This is a genomic window from Paenibacillus sp. FSL H3-0321, from assembly GCF_038002865.1.
GTDB lineage: Bacteria > Bacillota > Bacilli > Paenibacillales > Paenibacillaceae > Paenibacillus_AQ.
In genome coordinates, this window is record NZ_JBBODH010000001.1 from 4,221,439 (window position 1) to 4,238,193 (window position 16,755).

19 protein-coding genes and 1 riboswitch are annotated in these 16,755 nt (G+C 49.5%); of the genes, 17 read left to right on the forward strand and 2 right to left on the reverse strand.

Annotated elements, in window-relative coordinates; all coding sequences use genetic code 11:
* Positions 1-75 precede the first annotated feature (75 nt).
* Positions 76-846, forward strand: a complete 771-nt coding sequence (locus tag MHI45_RS18770) for a tRNA1(Val) (adenine(37)-N6)-methyltransferase (protein WP_341119288.1) — start codon at positions 76-78, stop codon at positions 844-846.
* Positions 846-1,751: a 16S rRNA (cytidine(1402)-2'-O)-methyltransferase gene (gene rsmI / locus MHI45_RS18775; RefSeq protein WP_341119828.1), complete on the forward strand. Its 906-nt coding sequence runs from the start codon at positions 846-848 to the stop codon at positions 1,749-1,751. The genes MHI45_RS18770 and rsmI overlap by 1 nt, the downstream gene beginning before the upstream one ends.
* 466 nt (positions 1,752-2,217) lie before the next feature.
* On the opposite strand, the gene MHI45_RS18780 is transcribed toward rsmI, so the two are convergent.
* On the reverse strand, positions 2,218-2,472 hold the full coding sequence (locus MHI45_RS18780) for an AbrB/MazE/SpoVT family DNA-binding domain-containing protein (protein ID WP_019914502.1): 255 nt from the start codon (positions 2,470-2,472) through the stop codon (positions 2,218-2,220).
* 305 nt (positions 2,473-2,777) lie between these two features.
* On the opposite strand from MHI45_RS18780, the gene MHI45_RS18785 reads away from it, so the two are divergent.
* From MHI45_RS18785 to MHI45_RS18845, 13 genes are all read left to right on the forward strand, one after another.
* On the forward strand, positions 2,778-4,061 hold the full coding sequence (locus MHI45_RS18785; protein ID WP_076113624.1) for an HD domain-containing protein: 1,284 nt from the start codon (positions 2,778-2,780) through the stop codon (positions 4,059-4,061).
* Between the two features lie 54 nt (positions 4,062-4,115).
* Entirely contained in the window at positions 4,116-4,886 is a 771-nt protein-coding gene (locus MHI45_RS18790; protein ID WP_038584350.1) for a TatD family hydrolase, read from the forward strand.
* 198 nt (positions 4,887-5,084) lie between these two features.
* Positions 5,085-5,312, forward strand: a riboswitch (cyclic di-AMP (ydaO/yuaA leader).
* A 290-nt stretch (positions 5,313-5,602) separates the two neighbouring features.
* Complete coding sequence (locus tag MHI45_RS18795) at positions 5,603-6,763, forward strand: 3D domain-containing protein (RefSeq protein WP_076113626.1); 1,161 nt, start codon at positions 5,603-5,605, stop codon at positions 6,761-6,763.
* Positions 6,764-6,915: 152 nt separating this feature from the next.
* Complete coding sequence (gene rnmV / locus MHI45_RS18800) at positions 6,916-7,467, forward strand: ribonuclease M5 (RefSeq protein WP_341119289.1); 552 nt, start codon at positions 6,916-6,918, stop codon at positions 7,465-7,467.
* Positions 7,464-8,348, forward strand: a complete 885-nt coding sequence (gene rsmA / locus MHI45_RS18805) for a 16S rRNA (adenine(1518)-N(6)/adenine(1519)-N(6))-dimethyltransferase RsmA (protein WP_341119290.1) — start codon at positions 7,464-7,466, stop codon at positions 8,346-8,348. The genes rnmV and rsmA overlap by 4 nt, the downstream gene beginning before the upstream one ends.
* 102 nt (positions 8,349-8,450) lie before the next feature.
* Entirely contained in the window at positions 8,451-9,350 is a 900-nt protein-coding gene (gene yabG / locus MHI45_RS18810; protein WP_341119291.1) for a sporulation peptidase YabG, read from the forward strand.
* Positions 9,351-9,641: 291 nt separating this feature from the next.
* The gene (gene veg / locus MHI45_RS18815) at positions 9,642-9,917 is read left to right on the forward strand and encodes a biofilm formation stimulator Veg (protein ID WP_019914493.1); all 276 of its coding nucleotides are present in this window, start codon (positions 9,642-9,644) and stop codon (positions 9,915-9,917) included.
* A 158-nt stretch (positions 9,918-10,075) separates the two neighbouring features.
* Positions 10,076-10,252: a small, acid-soluble spore protein, alpha/beta type gene (locus tag MHI45_RS18820; protein WP_019914492.1), complete on the forward strand. Its 177-nt coding sequence runs from the start codon at positions 10,076-10,078 to the stop codon at positions 10,250-10,252.
* A 159-nt stretch (positions 10,253-10,411) separates the two neighbouring features.
* The gene (ispE, locus tag MHI45_RS18825) at positions 10,412-11,266 is read left to right on the forward strand and encodes a 4-(cytidine 5'-diphospho)-2-C-methyl-D-erythritol kinase (protein WP_076113629.1); all 855 of its coding nucleotides are present in this window, start codon (positions 10,412-10,414) and stop codon (positions 11,264-11,266) included.
* A 119-nt stretch (positions 11,267-11,385) separates the two neighbouring features.
* Positions 11,386-12,213, forward strand: a complete 828-nt coding sequence (gene purR, locus MHI45_RS18830) for a pur operon repressor (RefSeq protein WP_076113630.1) — start codon at positions 11,386-11,388, stop codon at positions 12,211-12,213.
* Between the two features lie 207 nt (positions 12,214-12,420).
* Entirely contained in the window at positions 12,421-12,708 is a 288-nt protein-coding gene (gene spoVG / locus MHI45_RS18835; protein ID WP_020425826.1) for a septation regulator SpoVG, read from the forward strand.
* A gap of 169 nt (positions 12,709-12,877) precedes the next feature.
* Positions 12,878-14,278 (forward strand): bifunctional UDP-N-acetylglucosamine diphosphorylase/glucosamine-1-phosphate N-acetyltransferase GlmU, encoded by a 1,401-nt coding sequence (gene glmU / locus MHI45_RS18840; protein WP_341119292.1) that lies wholly within the window; start codon positions 12,878-12,880, stop codon positions 14,276-14,278.
* A gap of 88 nt (positions 14,279-14,366) precedes the next feature.
* Complete coding sequence (locus MHI45_RS18845; protein ID WP_020425824.1) at positions 14,367-15,320, forward strand: ribose-phosphate diphosphokinase; 954 nt, start codon at positions 14,367-14,369, stop codon at positions 15,318-15,320.
* Positions 15,321-15,443: 123 nt separating this feature from the next.
* Here the strand turns inward: MHI45_RS18845 and MHI45_RS18850 are convergent, their stop codons facing one another.
* Positions 15,444-15,644, reverse strand: a complete 201-nt coding sequence (locus tag MHI45_RS18850; protein WP_038584374.1) for a hypothetical protein — start codon at positions 15,642-15,644, stop codon at positions 15,444-15,446.
* A 125-nt stretch (positions 15,645-15,769) separates the two neighbouring features.
* Here MHI45_RS18850 and pth point away from each other — a divergent pair, with 125 nt between their 5' ends.
* Together pth and MHI45_RS18860 are read left to right on the forward strand one after the other, a co-directional pair.
* Positions 15,770-16,330, forward strand: a complete 561-nt coding sequence (gene pth / locus MHI45_RS18855) for an aminoacyl-tRNA hydrolase (RefSeq protein ID WP_076113632.1) — start codon at positions 15,770-15,772, stop codon at positions 16,328-16,330.
* Positions 16,331-16,417: 87 nt separating this feature from the next.
* Complete coding sequence (locus MHI45_RS18860) at positions 16,418-16,648, forward strand: anti-sigma-F factor Fin family protein (protein ID WP_038584380.1); 231 nt, start codon at positions 16,418-16,420, stop codon at positions 16,646-16,648.
* Positions 16,649-16,755: the final 107 nt, after the last annotated feature.

The following is a 16,755-nucleotide window of genomic DNA, read 5'->3' on the forward strand; positions in this document are numbered from 1 at the left end:
TATGCTTCCGAAGCAAGTTTTGTTTCGAAGAATTTCATTGAAGCATATGCTCAACAAAACTTTTAGGAGATTACAATGACGAATTTTTCTAACGAAATATCTGTTCCTTTACTGCCAACGGAGCGGGTGGATGATTTATTGACTCATGATCTGCGGATTATTCAGAGTGATGAAGTGTTCAGCTTCTCGATGGATGCCGTACTGCTGGCCCGGTTTGCGGGTATACCGCCACGCGGCAGAGTGCTTGATCTTTGTACTGGCAATGGAGTTATTCCGATACTGCTCACTACACGAACCAAAGCTTCTATAGAAGGTATTGAAATTCAGCCCCGTTTGGCGGATATGGCCCGCCGTAGTGTAGCCTTAAACGGCCTGCAGGAGCGGATCAAGATACATGAAGGGGATTTACGCGAACTGCATAATGAGGCTGGATACGGTGTATACGATGCGATTACTGTTAATCCGCCGTACATGCCGCTTAACGGAAGCGATCTCAAGCTGAATTCACATCAGGCGATGGCCCGCCATGAGCTTGGCTGCACGCTGGAAGAGGTGATTCAGGCATGTGTAAGACTGGTCCGTACCGGAGGCAAGGTAAGTATGGTACACAAGCCACAACGTCTGGTGGATATTATCAGCCTGATGAGACAAAACAGACTGGAGCCGAAGCTGATTCGTTTCGTGCATCCAAGAGCGCATTTGGAAGCCAATATGGTATTGATTGAAGCTGCACGCGATGGAAAGCCTGAGGTGCGTTTACAACCGCCGCTGATCGTATATAATGAGGACAATCAATACTGTCCGGAAATTATGGATATTTATTATGGAAACAAAGAGGGTAAATGATGACTATAACATGCCAAAGCAGCTTTCAAAACAACAATGATGGAATTAAACCGCCAGGATGCGGTTGTCTTTATCTGGTCGCTACACCGATCGGCAATCTGGAGGATATGACTTACCGTGCAGTCCGCACTTTAAAAGAATGTGATATTATTGCCGCCGAGGATACAAGACAGACGCGTAAGTTACTGAGCCATTTTGAAATTACGCCCTCCATGCTGTTCAGTTATCATGAGCATAATAAGGCTGCCAGTGGACCGGAACTGATCCGCTATATAATAGAAGGTAAAAATTTGGCGCTTGTCAGCGACGCCGGTCTGCCGGCAATTTCCGACCCTGGAGCAGATCTTGTAGCACTGGCCGTCAGCCACCATATTCCGGTTATTCCGATCCCCGGAGCTAACGCAGCTTTGTCAGCTTTGATCGCCTCCGGCTTGCCGACCACAAGCTTTACCTTTGTCGGGTTCCTGCCCAGGGAGCGTAAGGATATCCGTAATGTATTATCCGCTGTTCGTTCTGTGCAGGGGACTTTGCTATTCTATGAATCTCCGCACCGGGTAGCCAAAACCTTGGTTCATCTGCAGGAGGCATTCGGCAACCGCCGGGTGGTGCTGGCCCGTGAACTGACAAAACGTTATGAGGAGTTTCTGCGCGGCACGATTGAGGAATGTTCTGCTTGGATGTCCGAACATCCGCCGCTTGGCGAATATGTAATTGTTGTTGAAGGGGAAAGCAAAGAAGAAGCTGAGATTGCTGAATCCTCCTGGTGGCGCGAGCTCAGTATTGAGCTGCATGTCGCTCACTATGAAAACGCAGGAATGGCACGGAAGGAAGCTATGAAAAAAGCCGCCGCAGACCGTGGCTTGGCCAAACGCGATATTTACAATGCATTATTGGACAGGGAGTAAAGGGAATTTTTTTTCGTAAAGCGATTCCCACAGGGAGAGCGGGCAAAAGCAGAAAAAGCAGCTCACCAGCCAGCAACCGCTAAAGTCACTGAGCCGTGCCACCGTATAGCGATTCCCGTAGGGAGAGCGGCTTTATCGCCCAAACGTTGCATGGGAGCGCCTTCGCGCAGCCGCCATAGGCGCACGGCCTATGGCGAAATCCCTCGCATGGCAAGGCCCTGAGGGCGTGCCCGAAAGAGGGCCGGTCCACCGTCACAGTTACTCCTTTACGCGTGGCCACAAATTAGACAAGCTTCCGGGTGTCCAGAGGGCCGGGGCCCTTGGGGCCCTCCCTGTAGGGAGGGTTTGGGAGGGTGAAAAAGCATAAAAAAGCATAAAAAATACCTCCCGCATCAACGGGAGGCCAAGGAGATATAAAAAGGTTAGAATTAACAATTTGATTAGTTCCTATTATAACCTATTTGTTCTAGTTTGTCACAGGGGTAGGGATAGCAGAAATGCATTCATGACAAACAATTTTTCCTTTAAAATAGGTTACATTCTCAGCATTGCCGCAGAAAATGCAAGCTGGCTCGTATTTTTTAAGCATGATCCGCTCACCGTCCACGTAAATTTCGAGCGCATCTTTTTCTCCAATGCCCAGTGTACGGCGCAATTCGATCGGAATAACAACCCGTCCAAGCTCGTCTACTTTTCTTACAATTCCTGTTGATTTCATCATTACAATCGTTGCTCCTCTCAATGTTCAAAAGCGTCATTATTCGACATTGTTCACCGTTTTATGATATTTATAATACCAACCATTCCCAAAACAGTCAACCTTTTTTGAGGCTAATTTTAAGGAATTTTTTAATAAAACTTTTATATCGCCTACATTACACATAAATTCATGCAAATGCAGATAAAATTAAATTGTCGATTTGTAAAACGTTAAAATGACATAGTTCGACAAAGTGCGACATAATTCATTATTATACTACCTATTACCTCTAATTTCTAATTATATTATTCGAAGGAGTTGAACACATGAAGCAACCGCTGACAGAAGAGAAGGTTTTCAAAGATCCGGTTCATAACTATATTCACGTGCAGGACACAATTATCTGGCGATTGATCAATACTAAGGAATTTCAGCGTCTGCGGCGCATCCGTCAGCTTGGCACCTCCTATCTAACCTTTCATGGTGCAGAGCATAGCCGATTTTCACATTCTCTTGGTGTCTACGAAATTACACGCCGTATCATTTCGCAGTTCGAGCGAAGCGGGTATAAGGATTGGATGCCGGAGGAGAGCCTGCTCACTCTATGTGCAGCGCTGCTGCATGATTTGGGGCATGGCCCGTTCTCCCATTCTATAGAAGAAGCCTTTGAAATGAACCATGAAGACTGGACCTGCCGGATCATTCTGGAGGACACGGAGATCACCGCGATTCTGCGGGATGTGGCAGAGGATTTTCCCGGCAAGGTAGCTTCGGTAATCTCCAAAACTTATGAGCATGAAATTGTAGTCAACTTGGTTTCCGGCCCTCTGGATGCTGACCGCATGGATTATCTGCTCCGCGATGCATACTACACGGGAGTAAACTATGGGACGATCGATATTGACAGGATCCTAAGAATGCTGCGTCCGTACCATGGAAGAGTAGTGGTTAAGGAGTCAGGGATGCACGCTATCGAGGATTACTTAATGTCGCGCTATCAAATGTACTGGCAGGTATATTTTCACCCGGTCACACGCAGTTCCGAAATTATTTTGCGGCAAATTTTCCGCAGAGCCAAAGAGCTGTACCAGAGCGGTTATGAATTCCGGTTCATGATTGATCCTTTAGGTGATTTGTTCCGCGGAGAGGTTACGGTGGAGCAATATCTGCTGCTGGACGAAGCTATGATACAGACCGCCTTCATGCAGTGGACTTTGGAGAAGGATGAGTTGTTAAGCGACTTGTGCAGCCGGTTTATTCATCGTAAACTGTATAAATATGTAGAGATGGAGAACCTTGATTCCGAGACGATTGACGAAATACGCCGCAGCTTTGCCGTGGCAGGGCTAGATGCCGATTATGATCTGGAAATTGATTTTCCGACAGATTTGCCCTATGATGTGTTTCGTCCGGGACAAGGCTTCGACAGCAAGCAAATCCTGCTGCTTGACCGCCATGACAAACTGAGGGAGATCTCTGAAGTTTCAGATATCGTACGCTCCATCAGCGGAATTCACCGCGGCCGTTATCACCTGTATTTTCCACAGGATAAGCTGCAGAAAGCCCTTCCAATGCTGCCTTCTTCAATCGCAGAAATCTTTGCAAAGTAATCCAAAAATACTTGGAATTCATCATAGAAATTATGACAGAAAAGGGGATGTAACATGCAATTGTTCGACACGCACACCCATCTGGATGCTCCACAATTCGACGAGGACCGCGAAAAGGTAATCGCCAATGCACTCGAGGCAGGAGTTACCAAAATGATTAATATTGGCTTTAATAGGGAAACAATCCCAACAACCATGAAGCTTGCTGAAACCTATGATTATATTTATGCAGCCGTCGGCTGGCATCCGCAGGATGCCATTGATATGAGGGACGGGGATCTCGAGTGGATCGCCTCACTGTGCAGTCATAAAAAAGTAGTCGCCATCGGAGAAATTGGGTTGGATTACTACTGGGATACCTCCCCCAAAGAGGTACAGCATGAAGTGTTCCGCAAACAAATCGGACTAGCCCGTGAACTGAAAATGCCGATTTGTATTCATAACCGTGATGCTCATGAAGATGTGGTGCGGATTCTCCGTGAAGAGAAGGCTGATGAAATAGGCGGGGTGATGCACTCCTTCTCCGGCAGCTGGGAAATAGCCAAAATGTGCCTGGATTTAGGCTTTCACCTGTCCTTCGGCGGCCCGATTACATTCAAGAACGCCAGAGTGCCAAAAGAGGTGCTGGCCCAGACTCCGCTGGACCGGCTGCTGATTGAAACGGACTCGCCTTATTTGACACCGCACCCTTTCCGGGGCAAGCGAAATGAGAGTGCACATGTGAGATTAGTAGCAGAGGCTGCCGCGGAAATAAAAGGGATTGATTTACAGGAATTGGCGGAAATTACGTATGCGAACGCACTGGAACGATTTGGGATTGTCTGAAATCGGGAGTAAAAGCGGTGAAAAATGAAGTATAGCCGATATATTAAACTTTTTTAATTTAAAAACGGCTGAATATTACAATATTTTAATCATTTTTTTGCGTAAACGTGGTTGAATCGTCCTTTACAACATGCATCAAAACAGGATATCATCTTTTCAGTGCAGTGAGCTGTTGTTACTGTGACAGTCACTGAATCATGGATCGTCTCGCTGAGTCTCCGTATGGAGAACGGGGGAACCAATAATGCCTGCCGCATGTCCGTACATAGAGTACAACACAGAAATGCCGCAGAATTTATTTGATTTCTTCACGTGGTCTTTGGGGTGAATTTGAGGGCAACCGCCGTGAGCGGGTGACCTAAGATAGGGCGTCTCTCTTATGCCCGAACCCGACAGCTAACCCCGTAAGCGCAAGTAAGAGAGGAAACCTCGTGCATAAACATTCCCGCGTATTCTGACATCCGGAGAAGCCACGAAAGAGTCCTCTGTGAACTCTTTTTTGGGCTTTTTTTGTTTTGAATAATGCGAATGTTACCAGCATACTGTTATATAACAGGTATCTGGAGTAATTATGCCGGGCAGGCGATCCATGAGCAGGAAACGCTGAAGCAATGCGGGCGTATCCTGTTGCAATCTCAAACCTAGTTTCGTCAGCAATGATACAGTCACCTTGATATACAACTTGACGACGGGGCTATGTAAGGAGGATGGAGAGAGTGGGCGTATTCCAACCAGAAGTATCCCATGATTCGCAATCATCCAGCAGGTCTTTCGCATTACGGTGGAAGCAAGTGAATCCTCGCTTACTTTCGCTTGCAGGTGCGGTATCAATCGTTATCGCGCTGCTCATTCTGCTGTACGTACACGGTCAGAGCAAGAAAGAGATATTTTTAGTAATAGACGGGAAAGCTCAGACGCTGGAAACGCGCGAAGCGCTGCTCAGTGATGTGCTGGCTAAGGAACAAATTTCGCTGCAGCCGCATGATGAATTATCTATTGGCCTTAGTGATGAGATACAGGACGGCGACCGTGTCGTGATCAATCGTGCGCAGAAGTTTAGTCTCACTGCGGATGGAGCAACAAAAACGCTGTACACCACCGAAGACACTATCGGTGACGCCATTAGCAAACTGGGTTTAAGCCTGAAAAGCAATGACAAGATATATCCTTCGCTTGACACCACAGTATCGGCCGGCATGGGAATTAAAATTGTCCGCATCAACAAGCAGATTGTAGAGCGGAAGCAAAATTTGCCATTCCAGGTCATTAAGACCTCAGATCCTTCCCTGAACAAGGGAACCGTAAAAGTGGCACAGTTAGGCGCACCAGGCGTCATGGTCCAGCATATCGAGAAGGTCTACCAAGATGGAGAACTGGTCTCTATGCGCATGATTGGCAAGGAAGTACAGACGGTTACCAAACATAAAATTGTTTATGTTGGTACGAAGCCCCTGCCAAAGCCCGTTGTAGCTGCTGTGACAACTTCCAAAAAAAGTACAGCATCCAAAACAACCAAAGTTTCCGCAAAAAGCAGTAACGTCGTGCACAAGGCAGGCGTAGATTTCCAATACAAGAAGATGATTAAAAATGTGTCGATGACAGCCTATTCTTCGGAAGAGCCAGGCATTGGGACCCGCACGGCTTCTGGCACACGCGTAACAGAAGGCCGGACAATAGCTGTGGACCCGAATGTAATTCCTATCGGCTGGTGGGTGTACATTGAGGGATTAGGGTTTCGCCGAGCAGAGGATACCGGCGGTGCCATCAAAGGCAACAAGTTGGATGTTTATTACGATTCACTGAGCCATGCCCGTAATTTCGGCCGCAAGTCCCGGACTATTTATGTGATCGGTCCAGTGAAGCCGGAGCTGAATTAACGTGGTCCGCTTTTGCAAATTAACGGTTTATAAGCTATAGTGAGGGTAGCACTGACAGAACGGGCTGCCGCTCATCACTTATACATTCTTTAGCCAAAAAGAAGGGGAGCGAATCCTCTTCTTTTTGTGTTTTACAGGAAGGAGCAACGTGTATGATTAAGGAATTAATTGTGGTGGAAGGCAAGAGTGATACGGTTGCCGTCAAGCGGGCGGTGGAGGCCGATACGATAGAGACTGGCGGTTCAGCGGTAGACCGCAAGGTTATCGCCAAGATAGCGCTGGCAATGGAACGCAGAGGCGTGATCATCCTTACGGATCCCGATCATGCCGGTGAACGCATCCGCAAGATTGTCTCCTCCAAGGTGCCAGGCTGCAAGCATGCATTCATCCCGGAGAAGGATGCTACACGCAAGGGGGATATCGGTGTTGAGAATGCATCGCCGGAAGCGATCCGTCATGCGCTGCAGCATGTACATACCTCCTTTGAAGGGACCCCTGCCCTAATTGGGCTGGAGGATCTTATGGCGGCGGGCATGCTGGTGCATCCGCGAGCGGCTGAGCGCAGGATGGCGCTGGGCAACGTGCTGGGCATCGGGTATTGCAACGGCAAACAGCTATACAAGCGGCTGGCTATGTTTGGCATCACGCGGGAAGAATTCTCCGGAGCTCTCGCACAAATTGATCAGGGAGGCATTACTTCATGAGTGGCAATAACAAGATCTCATCGCCAGTACGGACCAAAGAAATTATTCAGCGCTACGGTTTTTCGTTCAAAAAAAGTCTGGGACAGAACTTTCTGATCGACCAGAATATCCTTGATAAAATAGTGGACGCAGCAGAATTAACCGACTCTTCGGGAGCCCTGGAGATTGGTCCGGGTATCGGGGCGCTTACTGAACGGCTGGCCATGGCTGCGGGTGCGGTGACTGCTGTAGAGATCGACCGCAGACTAATTCCGATTCTCCGGGATTTATTGTCTCCGTACCCGCATGTCAAAATCCGCAATGATGATGTGCTGAAGGTAAACCTGCAGGAACTCTTCACAGAGGATTTTGCAACCGTCGACAAAATAAGTGTGGTTGCCAACCTGCCGTATTATGTGACAACCCCTATACTGATGAAACTGCTGGAGGAGAAACTTCCGCTGGATAATATCGTGGTAATGATCCAGAAGGAGGTTGCTGAGCGTATGGCGGCCTCTCCGGGCGGCAAAGAATATGGAAGCCTCAGCATAGCCGTGCAGTACTACAGCGAGCCTGAGCTGGTCTGTATTGTGCCGCGTACGGTCTTCATCCCGCAGCCAAATGTGGAATCTGCTGTAATCCGGCTGAAGGTCAGAGAACGTCCACCGGTTGATGTGGCTGATGAGAAGCATTTCTTTGAGGTGGTCCAGGCTTCCTTCACCCAGCGGCGCAAGACAATTGCAAACAATCTCAAGGCCCGCTTCTTCCCGGGAGAGGGACGTGAGCGTCTGGAGGCGCTGCTGGCTGAGGCTGGCATAGAGCCAACCCGCCGCGGGGAGACGCTGAGCCTTGCGGAGTACGCCCGGCTTAGCGCTGTGCTGCTGGCGGCAGGAATCGCCTAGAGTATGCAGCGTGAAACATCGCGCTTTATCTTGTAAAAATGCGGCTGGTTAAGAACCAACCATGACCTTTGCCCATACGATGGGGGTAGAGGTGGTGTTGTCATGAATTTAGGAGACTTGGTCGTTCGCAAATCTTATGGTGGAGATGTAACTTTCCGGGTGGAGAACATCGTGCAGAGTGGAGCCGTAATCAAAGGCACAGAATTCCGCCTGTTGGCGGATGCTCCCCTGGACGACTTGGTTCAAGTGCCGCCTACCCGTATTACAGAACGGGGACAGCAGGCACAGATCAAAGCGAAGGAATCATTGACAAGGTTGCGTAAGGACCGTCAGGAACAGAGCCAGCGCAGCGGAGAGACTGTTGCCGGAAGCTGGCCGCAATCCCCCAAGGAGGCGGCTTATTTCGAGGTGCCGGGCAAAGTGCTGCATTTGGACGGCGATGCGCTTTATTTGAACAAAAGTCTTAGCTTGTATGAACAGCTGCGGATTCCCGCAGAAGGACATCATGTTCATGAGTCCAAAATGGCAGAGACGTTATACCGGCTTCTGCCCCGTGTGCGTCCGGATATCGTAGTTATTACTGGCCACGACGGGGTGCTGAAACAGCCGCATACTTATGATCTCTACAGTCTCAGCAGCTACAAAAATTCGCAGAACTTTGTGGCAGCTATTGGGGTTGCAAGGGAATATGAACGGAATTTTGATGCCCTGACCATTGTGGCGGGAGCCTGCCAGTCGCATTTTGAGGCACTGCTGGGGGCGGGGGCCAATTTTGCCAGTTCACCGGGGAGAATCCTGATTCATGCGCTGGATCCGGTCTATATAGCGGCCAAAGCCTCTTTTACCTCGATCCGTGACACAGTGAGTCTAGGCGATGTATTGAATCATACCATCAGCGGCAACCAGGGAATGGGCGGGATAGAGACACGCGGCAGCTTCCGGATCGGAATGCCTCGCCTGCAGAATCTTTCCGCGCTGAAAGTTACCCCGTCGGCGATATAATATCGTGGCCCCGGAAAGGCCGTACGCAATAAATTTCCAGAATGGCAGGAATAAAAAAAGGAAAGGATAAGCATAACGCTTTTCTTTTCCTTTTTTTGTTGTAGAAGCCGGACAAGCAGGTGACAGCCTCCGGTATATTATTACCGATAACAAGGCGCCTCGGTCGGCACTCTTTCGTTCCAAAAAAATTCCGTTGACAACTATTTTGGCATCATCTATAATTATTTATTTGCTTTGACAATGTTTGTGAAAAGTTGTATAATGGACAAGGAAAGAGGTGGTCGTCAGGTAATGGCTAATAACGCGCTGTTGGAAATTAAACGCAGTCTCGAAGCTCACGTCGGTCATAAGATCACGTTGCGTGCAAACGGTGGACGTCGTAAGACCGTTGAACGCACCGGTGTCCTGGAAGAAACGTACCCTTCTGTATTTATTGTCAAACTGGATCAGGAGCAGCAAACCTTCAAGCGTGTCTCCTATAGCTATGCCGATATTCTTACGGAGTCTGTGGAGATCACAGTTTGCGAAGACGATGGGCAAATGCGGATTATGTATATTAAGGCTTAAGTGTTACGGACAGTCTCCTATGGGGGCTGTTTTTTTGTTTTTTGAATATAACAACGGTATGGACGGTTTCTACGCGGGTTGAATGATCATTGCCCCGGTACAGCATACTAAAGGAGCAATAAGCTTATCATCTACTACCCTAAGGAGGAATTCCGCTAATGAGCCGCAGAAAACGAGGCATGATGTCGGAGGAACTGAAGACGGAATTGGCCAAGGAGCTTGGATTCTACGAAACGGTAGAGCGGGACGGCTGGGGTGGAATCCGGGCCCAGGATGCAGGGAATATGGTGAAAAGGGCCATTCAGCTTGCCGAGCAGGCTGCCCGGAAGTCTTAACCGCTTTTGTGCTGAAAAACGGTTATAAAAAAGGGGAACCGTCCTTGCGGCGGTCCCCTTTTCGGCCTGTCCAAACTTTTGATAATGGACTTCGTTACAAGTTTCTCATATAATATGTTAAGTTGTTTTTACGGGAAAAGCTGAAGGTGGGTGAACGCCTTGAAAATGTATGAGAAAGCGCCGGCCAAGATCAATTTGATGCTGGATGTGCTCCACAAGCGGCCTGACGGATTTCACGAAGTGGAAATGATTATGACCATGGTGGATCTGGCGGACCGTTTGGAGCTATCAGAGATGAAGAGAGACTCGATTATTATATCAAGCCAGGCGGGATATATTCCGCTCGACGAGAAGAACCTTGCCTTTCAGGCGGCGAGGCTTATTAAAGACCGTTATAACGTGAAGAGCGGTGTACATATCCATCTGGACAAAAGAATTCCGGTCGCTGCCGGCCTTGCCGGCGGCAGCAGCGATGCCGCAGCTACGCTGCGCGGCCTGAACAGGCTCTGGCGCCTTGGTATCCCGGCGCAGGAGCTGCAGGAACTGGGCGCCGAGCTGGGCTCGGACGTGCCGTTCTGCGTCACAGGAGGCACTGCCCTGGCTACGGGCAGAGGCGAGCGGTTGACTCCGATCGAGAATCCGCCGCAGTGCTGGGTCGTCCTGGCGAAGCCGCCGATTAATGTATCGACGGCTGAGGTGTACGGACGCGTACGAGCGAATGACATTGTGGTGCATCCGTCGGCAACGCGGATGCAGGAGGCCATCGCAGCGGGCGACTTCAACGCAGTCTGTGCGGGGCTGGGCAACGTGCTGGAGGATGTGACGCTGAAGCTCCATCCCGAGGTGCAGCAGCTGAAGGAAGCAATGATGAAGCTGGGTGCAGATGGAGTGCTGATGTCCGGCAGCGGACCGACCGTCTTCGGTCTGGTATCCAAACAGTCCAAGGTAGCCAGAATTTACAATGGACTGCGCGGATTCTGTAAGGAAGTTTACGCGGTACGTTCGCTGAGCTGAAGAGCTTCCAGAGAAACGGCTAGCCCTGTCAAAGGCAGAGCAGCCGTTTCTTCTTGTGTAAATCCGTACAAAAGTGATATTATTTTATAATAATATTCGGTTTTGGCGAGGAGCATTCCGTGAAAAAACTTAAAAGAAGCCAACGTTTGGTAGACATGACCCAATTTTTGCTTGAGAAACCGCATGACCTGCTGTCGCTGTCAACATTTGCAGAGCGGTATGGCGCGGCAAAGTCATCCATCAGCGAAGATTTGGCTATTATAAAAGAAGTATTTGAAGGCGAAGGCATGGGTGAGCTGCAGACACTGGCCGGTGCGGCAGGCGGGGTGCGTTATATTCCTAGAATGCCAACAGAGATGGCGCTGGCCTTCGTTAACCGTTTGTGCGGACAGCTGGAGCAGAGCGACCGGATTCTGCCCGGCGGTTATTTATATATGTCTGACCTGCTGGGGCTGCCTTCTCTGATGGAACAGGCCGGAAAGATCATTGCAACGGCCTTCTACGGGGTAGAGATTGATGTAGTGATGACCGTGGAAACCAAAGGCATTCCGCTGGCTTATGCTACAGCTGCACAGCTCGGGCTGCCGGTGGTGCTGGTGCGCCGTGACCATCAGGTGACTGAGGGCTCTGCCGTTAGCATCAACTATGTATCGGGCTCACATAAGAGCATACATACGATGTCGCTGTCGAGAAGGGCGCTGCGTGAGAAGTCGCGGGTGCTGATCGTGGATGATTTCATGAAGGCTGGCGGTACCGTACGCGGTATGGTCGATCTGCTTGGCGAGTTCAATGCCGAAGTGGCCGGTGTAGGTGTACTCGTGGAATCAGGTGCGGTGGAGACGGAAGAGCGTCTGCTGCATGACTATGTATCTCTGGTGAAGCTGAATGAGGTGGATTCCAAGGTGCGGCGGATTTCAGCGTATCCGGGTAATTATTTCTCCTCCTGAGCTGGACAGTCACTTTGCGCTAAAGAACAGTAAAATGTCGAAATCGTAAGGGATTATTAGAAAACCCCGCGAATGGTGTCGAAATCAATGGTTGCGCAAAAATAATCTTCATTATCAGGTATTTTTTGGAATCAAAAAGAAGGAATTCGCTTTGCTGTGTGGAATTATACACCAAGTCTCTGATGGAAAAAGGTGGTGAACACACACATGCAAATTACGGATGTCAGACTCCGCCGCGTCAACTCTGAGGGGAGAATGAAAGCAATCGCATCCATTACAATCGACAACGAGTTTGTTGTTCATGACATTCGAGTCATCGACGGTAATAACGGGATGTTCGTTGCTATGCCCAGCAAGCGTACACCGGACGGCGAATTCCGCGATATCGCACACCCGATTTCTTCGGGAACACGCGAGAAGATTCAATCTGCGGTTCTGGCCGAGTACGATCGCGCCGCTACGGAAGAAGAAGAGGTCATCGAAGAGGGAGCTTAAGCCTTAAGCTGACTCTGATGTCCAGCTGCCCTCCCAGGGCGGCGTAAGGTCAAGCCGTTTTTAATTGGGGTTCGAAGAAAAGGGAACCATGCTCACATGGTTCTCTTTTCTTTTTTCCCGATATGAGATATATTCAGTAGTGAGCTCAAGAAGTGGGAGGTTGGCATTCTTGAAAAGAATGGCTGTTGTACTTGCCGCAGGTCAAGGCAAGCGCATGAAATCTAAATTATATAAAGTGCTGCACCCCGTCTGTGGCAAACCGATGGTAGGGCACGTACTTGATACAGTTAAAGCGACCGGAAGCCAGCGTACCGTCGTTATTGTCGGACATGGCGCAGAGCAAGTAAAAGCCCATATAGGCCAGGATGCGGAATATGTGCTGCAGGAAACCCAACTGGGTACCGGGCATGCCGTCAAACAGGCTAAGGATCTTATCGGCGGCGAGGAAGGCACAACCATCGTGATTTGCGGCGATACACCGCTGGTCATGGCGGAAACGCTGGAAGGGCTTATGGCACTGCACGAAGGGCAGCATGCGGCAGCAACTGTACTGACTGCTGTGATGGATCAGCCTGCAGGCTATGGACGGGTTATCCGCGGGGAAGACGGCGCTGTACTGAAGATTGTGGAGCAGAAGGATTGCACCGCTGAGGAAGCAGCTGTAGGCGAAATTAATACAGGTACTTACTGTTTTGATAATGCCAAGCTGTTCGCGGCGCTGGAGAAGGTCACCAACAGCAATAACCAGCAGGAATATTATTTAACCGATGTAATCGGCATACTCCGGGCACAGGGGGATATCGTTCTGGGATATCAGGCTCATGACGCTGCGGAGTCTATCGGCGTTAACGACCGTTTGGCTTTATCCGAAGCGGAAGGTTATATGCGCCAGCGTATCAACCGCCAGCATATGCTGAACGGTGTAACCATCATTGATCCGGCTTCCACCTATATAGGAGCCGATGTCATCATTGGATCAGATACTGTGCTATATCCGGGTACCCAGCTGAAAGGCAAAACCGTCATTGGTGAAGATTGCGTGATCGGGCCTTCCAGTGAAATCGAAGACTGCGTGATTATGGACGGCGCTGAGGTGAAGCATTCCGTACTGAATCAGGCACAAGTCGGCGCACGGACTACCGTTGGGCCTTTTGCCTATTTGCGTCCGGGCACTGTACTCGGTGAGGAAGTCAAAATCGGTGATTTCGTGGAAATTAAGAATGCAGTGATCGGTGACGGCTCCAAAGTATCGCATTTGAGCTATGTCGGCGATGCCTCTGTAGGTAAGAATGTAAATGTTGGCTGTGGTGCAATTACTGCCAATTATGACGGATTTAATAAATCCAAGACGACAATTGAAGATGATGCCTTCATCGGCAGCAATGTGAATCTGATTGCACCGGTCACCGTAGGCAAAGGAGCTTTTGTTGTTGCAGGATCGACAATCACAAGATCTGTTTCGGAGAATGATTTGGCTATTGCCAGAGTAAGACAGGAGAACAAGCCGGGGTATGCCGAGAAGATCCGCTCCCGGGCCAAAGCAAAGAAAGACCAGTCGAGTCAATCGTAAGGGCCACTGCCAAAGCGCCGGATCGAGCTGAGATCTCTTTACCGGCGCTGCTTGGAAGCTAAATTCCGTCACGGAGGGTTTATATTTTATGACTTATTGCGATTCCAAATTAAAGATTTTCACCTGTAACTCCAATCCTAAGCTGGCTAGTCAAATTGCCGATTATATCGGAATTCCGATGGGTGAATCACATACCACAAGCTTCAGCGACGGGGAGATTCAGGTCAAGCTGTCTGAGAGTGTCCGGGGCTGCCATGTCTATATCGTACAGTCGACTTGTGGTCCGGTTAACGACAATTTGATGGAGCTTCTGGTTATGGTAGACGCGCTCAAACGCGCTTCCGCGAAAAGCATCAATGTGGTTATTCCTTATTACGGATACGCTCGTCAAGACCGCAAGGCGCGTTCCCGTGATCCAATTACGGCCAAGCTGGTAGCGAACCTGATCGAAAAAGCAGGAGCTCACCGTGTTATCACCATGGACCTTCATGCGATGCAAATTCAAGGCTTTTTTGATATTCCGGTGGATCATCTGCTGGGTGTTCCGATTCTTGCCCAGTATTTCCGTTCGAAGCAGATCCAGAATCCGGTTGTGGTCTCCCCGGACCATGGCGGTGTTGTGCGGGCTAGAAAGCTTGCCGATTTCCTTAACGCACCTCTGGCGATCATCGACAAACGCCGTCCGGAACCGAATGTCAGCGAAGTCATGAATATTATCGGTAACATCGAAGGCAAAACAGCGATTCTGATCGATGATATTATCGACACGGCCGGAACGATTGTACTGGGAGCCAATGCCTTGATGGAAGGCGGCGTGAAGGAAGTTTATGCTTGCTGTACCCACCCGGTATTGTCCGGACCTGCGCATGAACGTCTGGAAAATTCACCAATTAAGGAAATTATCGTGACGGATACCATTCCAATCCGCAGCAACAATCCGACCTCGAAGCTCAAAGTGTTGTCCGTGGCTCCACTTATGGGTGAGGCGATTATTCGTGTTCATGAGGAGCTGTCCATCAGCAAATTGTTCGAAATCGAATAGTATTCGGGTAGTGCTCTTGTAGAGATATGACTGCTGGTCCCGCCTGGATTCAAAAAGGGTTACACCTCCGTAACGGAAGATGTAACCCTTGTCGGCGTGATGGCCTCCAGCTTTGCTGCGGCATCAATACCCTGGCCGGGAGATAAAGGTGAACAGGCTGCGGTTGTAAAGAGTACCCTGCAGCTCAACAAAGCCTTCATCCGCCGCTGTAACTACACCGATGGCTACGTGCACATTGTCTCTGTAAATTTCGACAGGCACAGCATATTGGATGTGGTACTGGAAATGGCGCTGAAGCGTTAAGATGTCGCCCTGATGTGGCATCGTTCATCACCTGTCTTTGGAGTAAAGTGGCCCTCGGCTGCTCTAGAAGTAAGCCTAATAAAATTCATTGTACCAAAAACGGAACTCTTCTGCTTAAGAGAACCGGATGGAAAGGATAGGCCATCATGAAATGGATTGTTGGACTCGGAAATCCGGGACCGCAGTACGCCAAAACCAGGCATAACGTCGGTTTTATGGCGCTTGACGAGCTAGCGGCCAGAAACGGAATCACCTTTAACCAGAATAAGTGCAAGTCCGTAATCGGTGAGGGCGTCATCGGGGGAGTCAAGACAGTTCTGATCAAACCCATGACCTTTATGAACCTGTCCGGAGAAGCGGTTCGTGCATATATGGAATATTATAAAGTGAATTTAGAGGATATGATCGTTGTCTATGATGATCTTGATACGGAAATCGGCAAAATCCGGCTGCGTTATCAGGGAAGTGCCGGAGGCCATAACGGAATCAAGTCGATCATACAGCATACAGGCACGCAAAGCTTCAACCGTGTGCGGATGGGGATCTCCCGTCCTGAACCGGGCTTTGCTATTGTAGATTATGTGCTTTCTGCCTTTCCCAAGAAAGACGGAGACAGGCTGAAGACCATGATCCTAGATACCTGTGATGCCCTGGAGTTCAGCCTGCAGCATACCTTTGAACAGACCATGGCCAAATTCAATGGCTAACGGCCCGCTCCCGCCCGCATCTTAAGGCTAAATACGACCGGAGCGGGGCATACTGAAGGGTATATACTACCTTCAGGAGGCATATAGATGGCAATACACTACGTATGCAGGCACTGCCGGACATTTCTGGGAAGCATCAATAGAAGTAATATCACAGAAGCGCAGCTTGGTCTGCATTCTTTGACCCCTGCGGAGCGCAGAGATATCATAGCGTATGATTCAGAAGGTGAGATCACGGTAAAGGTTACTTGCGATTACTGCAAGCAGGCCTTGGAGAACAACCCTGAGCTCAGCCTGCTGGCCAGTCCGCTTCAGTAAGGTGGAAGCGCCTGTCTCTATCGTCATCCGCAAGCCTTGGCCTTATCGCTGAGGCTTGTTTTCGATTCTAATCATAATAGGTGCGGCGGCCTTAGGCTGCCGTCAGC

Coding starts and splice junctions, on each gene's coding strand:
- MHI45_RS18770 (WP_341119288.1), top strand. CDS start 76: ATGACGAATTTTTCTAACGAAATATCTGTTCCTTTACTGCCAACGGAG.
- rsmI (WP_341119828.1), top strand. CDS start 846: ATGACTATAACATGCCAAAGCAGCTTTCAAAACAACAATGATGGAATT.
- MHI45_RS18780 (WP_019914502.1), bottom strand. CDS start 2,472: ATGATGAAATCAACAGGAATTGTAAGAAAAGTAGACGAGCTTGGACGG.
- MHI45_RS18785 (WP_076113624.1), top strand. CDS start 2,778: ATGAAGCAACCGCTGACAGAAGAGAAGGTTTTCAAAGATCCGGTTCAT.
- MHI45_RS18790 (WP_038584350.1), top strand. CDS start 4,116: ATGCAATTGTTCGACACGCACACCCATCTGGATGCTCCACAATTCGAC.
- rnmV (WP_341119289.1), top strand. CDS start 6,916: ATGATTAAGGAATTAATTGTGGTGGAAGGCAAGAGTGATACGGTTGCC.
- rsmA (WP_341119290.1), top strand. CDS start 7,464: ATGAGTGGCAATAACAAGATCTCATCGCCAGTACGGACCAAAGAAATT.
- yabG (WP_341119291.1), top strand. CDS start 8,451: ATGAATTTAGGAGACTTGGTCGTTCGCAAATCTTATGGTGGAGATGTA.
- veg (WP_019914493.1), top strand. CDS start 9,642: ATGGCTAATAACGCGCTGTTGGAAATTAAACGCAGTCTCGAAGCTCAC.
- MHI45_RS18820 (WP_019914492.1), top strand. CDS start 10,076: ATGAGCCGCAGAAAACGAGGCATGATGTCGGAGGAACTGAAGACGGAA.
- spoVG (WP_020425826.1), top strand. CDS start 12,421: ATGCAAATTACGGATGTCAGACTCCGCCGCGTCAACTCTGAGGGGAGA.
- MHI45_RS18845 (WP_020425824.1), top strand. CDS start 14,367: ATGACTTATTGCGATTCCAAATTAAAGATTTTCACCTGTAACTCCAAT.
- MHI45_RS18850 (WP_038584374.1), bottom strand. CDS start 15,644: ATGCCACATCAGGGCGACATCTTAACGCTTCAGCGCCATTTCCAGTAC.
- pth (WP_076113632.1), top strand. CDS start 15,770: ATGAAATGGATTGTTGGACTCGGAAATCCGGGACCGCAGTACGCCAAA.
- MHI45_RS18860 (WP_038584380.1), top strand. CDS start 16,418: ATGGCAATACACTACGTATGCAGGCACTGCCGGACATTTCTGGGAAGC.